The sequence below is a fragment of the Pluralibacter sp. genome, assembly GCF_019237635.1.
Classification (GTDB): domain Bacteria; phylum Pseudomonadota; class Gammaproteobacteria; order Enterobacterales; family Enterobacteriaceae; genus Enterobacter_B.
The window spans coordinates 1-6764 of the sequence record NZ_JAFAGS010000073.1; the positions used below are offsets into that span (position 1 = coordinate 1).

The 6764-nt window shown below is 55.5% G+C and carries 6 protein-coding genes and 1 pseudogene; 3 read left to right on the forward strand and 4 right to left on the reverse strand.

The window, feature by feature from the left end:
• Positions 1-119 precede the first annotated feature (119 nt).
• Positions 120-500 (forward strand): aspartate 1-decarboxylase, encoded by a 381-nt coding sequence (gene panD, locus JO226_RS08880; protein ID WP_293547523.1) that lies wholly within the window; start codon positions 120-122, stop codon positions 498-500.
• A 5-nt stretch (positions 501-505) separates the two neighbouring features.
• On the opposite strand, the gene JO226_RS08885 is transcribed toward panD, so the two are convergent.
• The 3 genes from JO226_RS08885 to JO226_RS08895 form a co-directional block, all read right to left on the reverse strand.
• On the reverse strand, positions 506-1753 hold the full coding sequence (locus JO226_RS08885) for a polysaccharide deacetylase family protein (RefSeq protein WP_293547526.1): 1248 nt from the start codon (positions 1751-1753) through the stop codon (positions 506-508).
• A 180-nt stretch (positions 1754-1933) separates the two neighbouring features.
• Positions 1934-2704 carry an ABC transporter permease gene (locus JO226_RS08890; protein ID WP_293547529.1) on the reverse strand — a complete coding sequence of 257 codons (771 nt, stop codon included), beginning with the start codon at positions 2702-2704 and terminating at the stop codon, positions 1934-1936.
• Complete coding sequence (locus JO226_RS08895; RefSeq protein WP_293547532.1) at positions 2701-3627, reverse strand: ABC transporter ATP-binding protein; 927 nt, start codon at positions 3625-3627, stop codon at positions 2701-2703. Before JO226_RS08895 ends, JO226_RS08890 begins: the two co-directional genes overlap by 4 nt.
• 107 nt (positions 3628-3734) lie before the next feature.
• On the opposite strand from JO226_RS08895, the gene can reads away from it, so the two are divergent.
• Positions 3735-4397: a carbonate dehydratase gene (gene can / locus JO226_RS08900; RefSeq protein ID WP_293547535.1), complete on the forward strand. Its 663-nt coding sequence runs from the start codon at positions 3735-3737 to the stop codon at positions 4395-4397.
• Between the two features lie 89 nt (positions 4398-4486).
• On the opposite strand, the gene hpt is transcribed toward can, so the two are convergent.
• Positions 4487-5023 (reverse strand): hypoxanthine phosphoribosyltransferase, encoded by a 537-nt coding sequence (hpt, locus tag JO226_RS08905; protein WP_293547538.1) that lies wholly within the window; start codon positions 5021-5023, stop codon positions 4487-4489.
• 205 nt (positions 5024-5228) lie between these two features.
• Between hpt and JO226_RS08910 the strand changes: the two are divergent.
• Positions 5229-6764 (forward strand): annotated as a pseudogene (locus tag JO226_RS08910) (membrane-bound PQQ-dependent dehydrogenase, glucose/quinate/shikimate family); the annotation flags it as partial.

The window sequence follows — 6764 nt, forward strand, 5'->3', positions numbered from 1 at the left end:
CAAAACGGGCAATACTGCCCTGAAACACGCCCGGCGGCACGCTCTCGCCTGCCGGGTTTTACACAGGCCGGGCAGGCAGAGCGCCACCGGCTAAGCACCGGGAATGTAAAGGTAAAGTTATGATTCGCACTATGCTGCAGGGCAAGCTCCACCGCGTGAAAGTGACTCAGGCGGACCTGCACTATGAAGGTTCCTGCGCCATCGATCAGGATTTTCTCGACGCCGCCGGGATTCTGGAAAACGAAGCCATTGATATCTGGAATGTGAACAACGGCAAACGTTTTTCAACCTACGCCATCGCGGCGGAACGTGGTTCTAAAATCATCTCCGTTAACGGCGCAGCCGCACACTGCGCCAGCGTCGGCGACATCGTGATTATCGCAAGCTTCGTTACCATGACGGATGAAGAAGCGCGCACCTGGCGGCCGAACGTCGCCTATTTCGAAGGCGACAACGAAATGAAGCGCACCGCAAAAGCCATTCCGGTTCAGGTCGCGTAAAGCGGTCATCCCTGCGGCTGGTTGCTGACCAGCCGCGACATCGTCTCCAGCGAATCCGTTCTTAAGATATACAACCGCTTCAGTAAGAACGGATTATCCCCCGGCTTCACCTTCCCTTGTACCGTCGTCACCGCCATATGGAACCCGGCATTATTAGCCGCCTGAATGGCCGTGGCGTTATAGCCGCCAAACGGATACGAAAGATACAGCACATGCGGATTAAACTGCGACAGCGCGCGCCTTGAGCGCTCGAAGTCGAACAGAATATTGTGGTAGTTACGGCTGAGCAGAATCGGCCGGTGATCCGCATCCACACGATGCAGAAAGTGGGTGTGCGACTGTACGTCAAATACGTCCTGAATCTCTTTTAGCTCCGAAACGCTCATAAACTGCAGCGTTTTCGGCTCCCATTTCTGCGGGTGGCGCTTAATACGTGACGAAATAATAAAGGCGGTAGCCTTGAAACCATACGCCCGGAGAATGGGCCAGGCATAGCGATTCACCGACTTCAGACCATCGTCAAAAGTAATCACCACCGCCCTGGCGGGCAGATTTATTTTATTACGCACATACCCTTCCAGTTGATACATGTTGAGGGTGGTGTACCCCTGGTCGCGCAGCCACGTCATCTGGTTGCTGAACGCGCGCACCGACGTGGTCGTGGAGGTATGGCGAAAACGGGTGTTCTCTTCATCGCGCAAAATGTGGTGGTAGGTCAGCACCGGTATGCCGTTATCGGGCTGAGCGTCGAGGCTGCTAATCCACGCCAGGCGGTTGCCGATACGAATCTGATACCAGGTCTGATTCAGGCGATCTTTGAGCTTGCCAATAATCGGATAGCGCAGGTTATTCGCCAGCGTGCCAAAGGGCGCGCTGCCGACATCCGGCGCGTTATAGACTGGGGTATCGCGCCAGGTTATCAGGTTCTGATTGCTTAACGGTTTATTCAGGTCGCCCAGATTATCTTCGACACGCTGCTTCCCCTGTACCGGCTCAAGATGCCCTTTATCAATGAATCCGGTGCCGAAGCCAAAGTTGAATTCATAATAATCGGTCTGCGCCGACACCACGGCCAGAATTTGCCCGGCTCGCACGTTACCGACAGTGACGACGTCGTGACCCACCTGCGCCCAGATAATAGCGTCTTCCGTCGTTTGCATATAGCGGGCGGGCTGCCCTTGCTGGCTAAGCAGGCTGGCGCTAGCGCTGCCGGAGAGGAGCAACAGGAGAGAGAAAACCACGCGAATCAGCATGCGTTTTTAACCGTCGGGATGAATCAGTTTGTATTGTAACAAAAGCGCTATCAATACCAATGGTTAATTCGCATACAGGTCATGCCGCAGAACAAAAGCGGGATTTTTTTGCTGTGGGTGCCAGAGGCTGCTGATGCCGGATAGCGCGACGCTTATCCGGCATACGGCTGAAGACGTTCTTCAGGTACGCAACCCGCGACCACGCTGGATCAGATACCAGCACAATAGATAAAACGCGACGATAAACACCGCCAGTACCGCGACCGTGGTGAACAACGGTACATCACTGATCCCGAGGAAGCCAAAGCGGAAGCCGCTAATCATGTAGACAATCGGGTTTAAGTGCGACAGCGCCTGCCAGAACGGCGGCAGCAGCGTCAGCGAGTAGAACACCCCGCCGAGATAGGTCAGCGGCGTCAGGACGAAGGTCGGGATCAGGCTGATATCATCGAACGTCTTGGCAAAGACGGCGTTAAGCAGCCCCGCCAGCGAGAACAGCACCGCCGTCATCAGCAGCGTCAGGGCGACGAACAGCCACGAATGCACCTGGAACGGGACAAAGAACAGCGATATCGCCGTGACAAGAATACCCACACACAGGCCGCGCGCCACGCCGCCGCCGACGTAACCGGCGATAATCACGTGCGTCGGCACCGGCGCCACCAGCAGCTCTTCGATATTGCGCTGGAACTTGGCGCTAAAAAATGACGACGCCACGTTGGCATAGGCGTTGGTGATCACCGCCATCATAATCAGCCCCGGGACGATGAACTGCATGTAGCTAAAACCATGCATCTCGCCGATGCGCGAGCCGATCAGGTTGCCGAAGATGATGAAGTAGAGCGTCATCGTGATCACCGGCGGCACCAGCGTTTGTATCCAGATGCGCATAAAGCGGTGGATCTCTTTGGTCCAGATGCTTTTCAGCGCGACCCAATAAAGCTGCATCATGCCTGCTCTCCTTTCTTATTGTTCACCAGCGTAACGAACAGCTCTTCCAGGCGGTTGGCCTTGTTGCGCATACTGAGTATCTGCACGCCCTGCTCGCTCAGTTGGCTGAACACGCTGTTGATGCCCTGCTCGCGCAGCACTTCCACCTCAAGCGTAGAGGTATCCACCAGACGGTATTGATAGCCTTCCAGCTGCGGTAGCGGGCTTTTCGGCGCCAGATCGAGGATGAAGGTTTCTGATTTCAGCTTGGAGAGCAAATTCTTCATCGAGGTATTCTCCACCAGCTCGCCGTGCTGGATGATGCCGATGTTGCGGCACAGCATCTCCGCCTCTTCCAGATAGTGCGTGGTAAGAATAATTGTGGTGCCTTTGTCATTAAGATCTTTCAGGAACCCCCACATTGAGCGGCGTAATTCGATATCCACCCCTGCCGTCGGCTCGTCAAGAATCAGCAGTTTCGGCTCGTGCATCAGCGCGCGGGCAATCATCAGACGGCGCTTCATCCCACCGGACAGCATTCGCGCACGTTCATTGCGTTTTTCCCACAGATCGAGCTGTTTTAAATACTTTTCGCTGCGCGTAACCGCCTCGCGACGCTCCACGCCGTAGTAACCCGCCTGGTTGACAACGATCTGCTGTACCGTCTCAAACGGGTTGAAGTTAAATTCCTGCGGCACCAGCCCCAGTTGGCGCTTGGCGTTGACCACATCTTTATCAAGGTCATAGCCGAAGACGTTCACCGTCCCGGAGGATTTATTGACCAGCGAGCTGATGATACCGATGGTGGTGGATTTACCCGCGCCGTTTGGCCCCAGAAGCGCATAAAAATCGCCGGCCTCAACGCTCAGATCGATACCACGCAGCGCCTGAACCCCGCCCGGGTAGGTCTTTTTAAGCTGTTTTAATTCCAGTGCAATGGTCATTAAAAACTCTCTTTTAAAAATCTTGCAATCGATGTGTGGTTTTAAATAAAGCCGAGTTGACCTATATTAGCGCAACGCACTAACTTGGTTACAGGTCGCTAACCTCCATGAATGACATAGATACACTCATCAGCAACAATGCACTATGGTCAAAGATGCTGGTAGAAGAGGATCCCGGATTTTTTGAGAAACTGGCGCAAGCACAGAAACCGCGCTTTCTATGGATTGGATGTTCCGACAGCCGCGTCCCCGCCGAACGTTTGACGGGTCTGGAGCCGGGCGAACTGTTCGTTCACCGCAACGTGGCCAACCTGGTGATTCACACCGACCTCAACTGTCTGTCAGTGGTGCAGTATGCCGTTGATGTTCTGGAAGTCGAGCATATTATTATCTGCGGCCACTACGGCTGCGGCGGCGTTCAGGCGGCCGTTGAGAACCCGGAGCTGGGGCTTATCGACAACTGGCTGCTGCACATCCGCGATATCTGGTTCAAGCATAGCTCGCTGCTCGGCGAAATGCCGCAGGAACGTCGCCTGGATACCCTGTGCGAGCTGAACGTGATGGAGCAGGTCTACAACCTGGGCCACTCCACCATCATGCAGTCCGCCTGGAAACGCGGTCAGAAGGTGACAATTCACGGCTGGGCGTACGGGATTCATGACGGTTTGCTGCGCGATCTCGACGTGACCGCAACCAACCGCGAAACCCTGGAGCAGCGTTACCGTAAAGGTATCTCTAACCTGCACACCAAGCATATTAATCACAAGTAGCAAATAAAAACCCCGGTAGCGCTACGCTTACCGGGGCGACAAATGATACAGGCCGGGTCAGGCGTCATCGCCACCCGGCTTTTTTGCGCTTACTCGTCCAGCAGAACCACTTTGCCGATATACGGCAGATGGCGATAGCGCTGCGCATAGTCGATACCGTAACCCACCACGAATTCGTCCGGGATGGAAAAACCAATATATTCGACTGGCACATTCACTTCACGGCGGGACGGTTTGTCCAGCAGCGTACAAATAGCCAGCGACTTCGGTTCACGCAGGCTCAGGATCTCACGCACTTTCGACAGCGTGTTGCCGGAGTCGATAATATCTTCAACGATCAGCACGTCTTTACCCCGGATATCTTCATCCAGATCCTTGAGGATTTTTACATCGCGCGTCGTCGACATACCGCTGCCGTAGCTGGAGGCCGTCATAAAATCGACTTCATGGGAGACGTGAATTTCACGGCACAGGTCGGCCATAAACATGAATGAACCGCGCAGTAACCCCACCAGCACCATGTCGCTGCCGCTGTCTTTATAACGCTCAGTAATCTGACGACCTAATTCGGCGATACGTGCTTTGATCTCCGCTTCCGGGATCATCACTTCAACAGTATGTTTCATAAAACTAACCACTTGATTTCAGAGATACATCTCTCAACACCGGGAAAGCTATCCCACAGCATTGATCGGCAAGCCCCGTATTATACCAGCAAAACGATTTTTTCGGTGGATGAGTTAATAAGGCAATATTTGTGATACCGATCACATTTGTTAAATCATATAATTAATTGCTATTAAAAAATTAACAAGTTGAGTGGTGTTTTCTATGGCAGTAATAAAACCGCAACAGTCCGGGCTTCTGGTGAAGCTGACGGCGCTGTTCGCCGCTTTTTGTGGGCTGTATCTGTTTATCGGCGGAGCCTGGCTGGTTTCCCTCGGCGGCTCCTGGTACTACCCCATCACGGGCCTGGTGATGCTTGGCGTGACCGCCATGCTGTGGCGCGGCAAGCGCGCGGCCCTGTGGGTATATGCGTTGCTGCTACTGGCAACCATGATCTGGGGCGTCTGGGAGGTCGGCTTTGACTTCTGGGCGCTGACGCCGCGCAGCGATATCCTGGTGTTCTTCGGCATCTGGCTTATCCTGCCGTTCGTCTGGCGCCGTCTGCAGACGCCTTCCGCCGGCGCGGTTGGCGCGCTGGTTGTCGTGCTGCTCTTCAGCGGCGGTATTCTTACCTGGGCAGGCTTTCATGACCCGCAGGAAATTAACGGTACGCTGAGCACCGATATCGCACCGGCAGCCCCTATCTCTGAGGTGGCCGACAGCGACTGGCCTGCCTATGGCCGTAATCAGGAAGGCCAGCGCTGGTCGCCGCTTAAGCAGGTAACGGCCGATAACGTGCATCAGTTGAAAGAGGCGTGGGTATTTCGTACCGGCGACCTGAAGGGCCCGAACGATCCCGGTGAAATCACCAACGAAGTCACGCCGATTAAAATCGGCGACATGCTGTATCTCTGCTCAGCCCATCAGCGCCTGTTCGCGCTGGATGCCGCCACCGGGAAAGAGAAATGGCGCTTCGACCCGCAACTGAACGCCGACCCGAGCTTCCAGCACGTGACCTGCCGCGGCGTCTCTTACCACGACGCCACTGCGGATAACGCGCCAGCGGACGTGGTTGCCGATTGCCCGCGTCGTATCCTGCTGCCGGTCAACGATGGCCGCCTGTTCGCGCTGAACGCGCAAACCGGCAAGCCGTGCGAAACCTTTGCCAACAAAGGTATCCTCAATCTGCAAACCAGCATGCCGGTCACCACACCGGGCATGTATGAACCGACCTCGCCGCCCATCGTCACCGATAAGGTCATTGTGATTGCAGGCGCCGTCACCGATAACTTCTCCACCCGCGAACCGTCCGGCGTCATCCGCGGCTTCGATGTGAATACCGGCAAACTGCTGTGGGCCTTCGATCCAGGTGCAAAAGATCCGAATGCTATCCCGCAAGATGAGCACCACTTCACCCTGAACTCGCCGAATTCCTGGGCGCCAGCGGCGTATGACGCCAAACTGGATCTCGTGTACCTGCCGATGGGCGTCACCACGCCGGATATCTGGGGCGGCAACCGCACGCCGGAGCAGGAGCGCTACGCCAGCGCGATTGTGGCGCTGAATGCGACGACCGGTAAGCTCGTCTGGAGCTACCAGACGGTGCACCATGACCTGTGGGATATGGACCAGCCGTCGCAGCCGACGCTTGCAGATATCACCATCGACGGCAAAACCGTACCGGTTATCTATGCCCCGGCGAAAACCGGCAACATCTTCGTGCTCGACCGCCGCAACGGTCAGCTTGTCGTTCCCGCACCG

What these genes read in the sequence shown, in the direction of transcription:
- panD (WP_293547523.1), top strand. Translation starts at nt 120, where the DNA reads ATGATTCGCACTATGCTGCAGGGCAAGCTCCACCGCGTGAAAGTGACT.
- JO226_RS08885 (WP_293547526.1), bottom strand. Translation starts at nt 1,753, where the DNA reads ATGCTGATTCGCGTGGTTTTCTCTCTCCTGTTGCTCCTCTCCGGCAGC.
- JO226_RS08890 (WP_293547529.1), bottom strand. Translation starts at nt 2,704, where the DNA reads ATGATGCAGCTTTATTGGGTCGCGCTGAAAAGCATCTGGACCAAAGAG.
- JO226_RS08895 (WP_293547532.1), bottom strand. Translation starts at nt 3,627, where the DNA reads ATGACCATTGCACTGGAATTAAAACAGCTTAAAAAGACCTACCCGGGC.
- can (WP_293547535.1), top strand. Translation starts at nt 3,735, where the DNA reads ATGAATGACATAGATACACTCATCAGCAACAATGCACTATGGTCAAAG.
- hpt (WP_293547538.1), bottom strand. Translation starts at nt 5,023, where the DNA reads ATGAAACATACTGTTGAAGTGATGATCCCGGAAGCGGAGATCAAAGCA.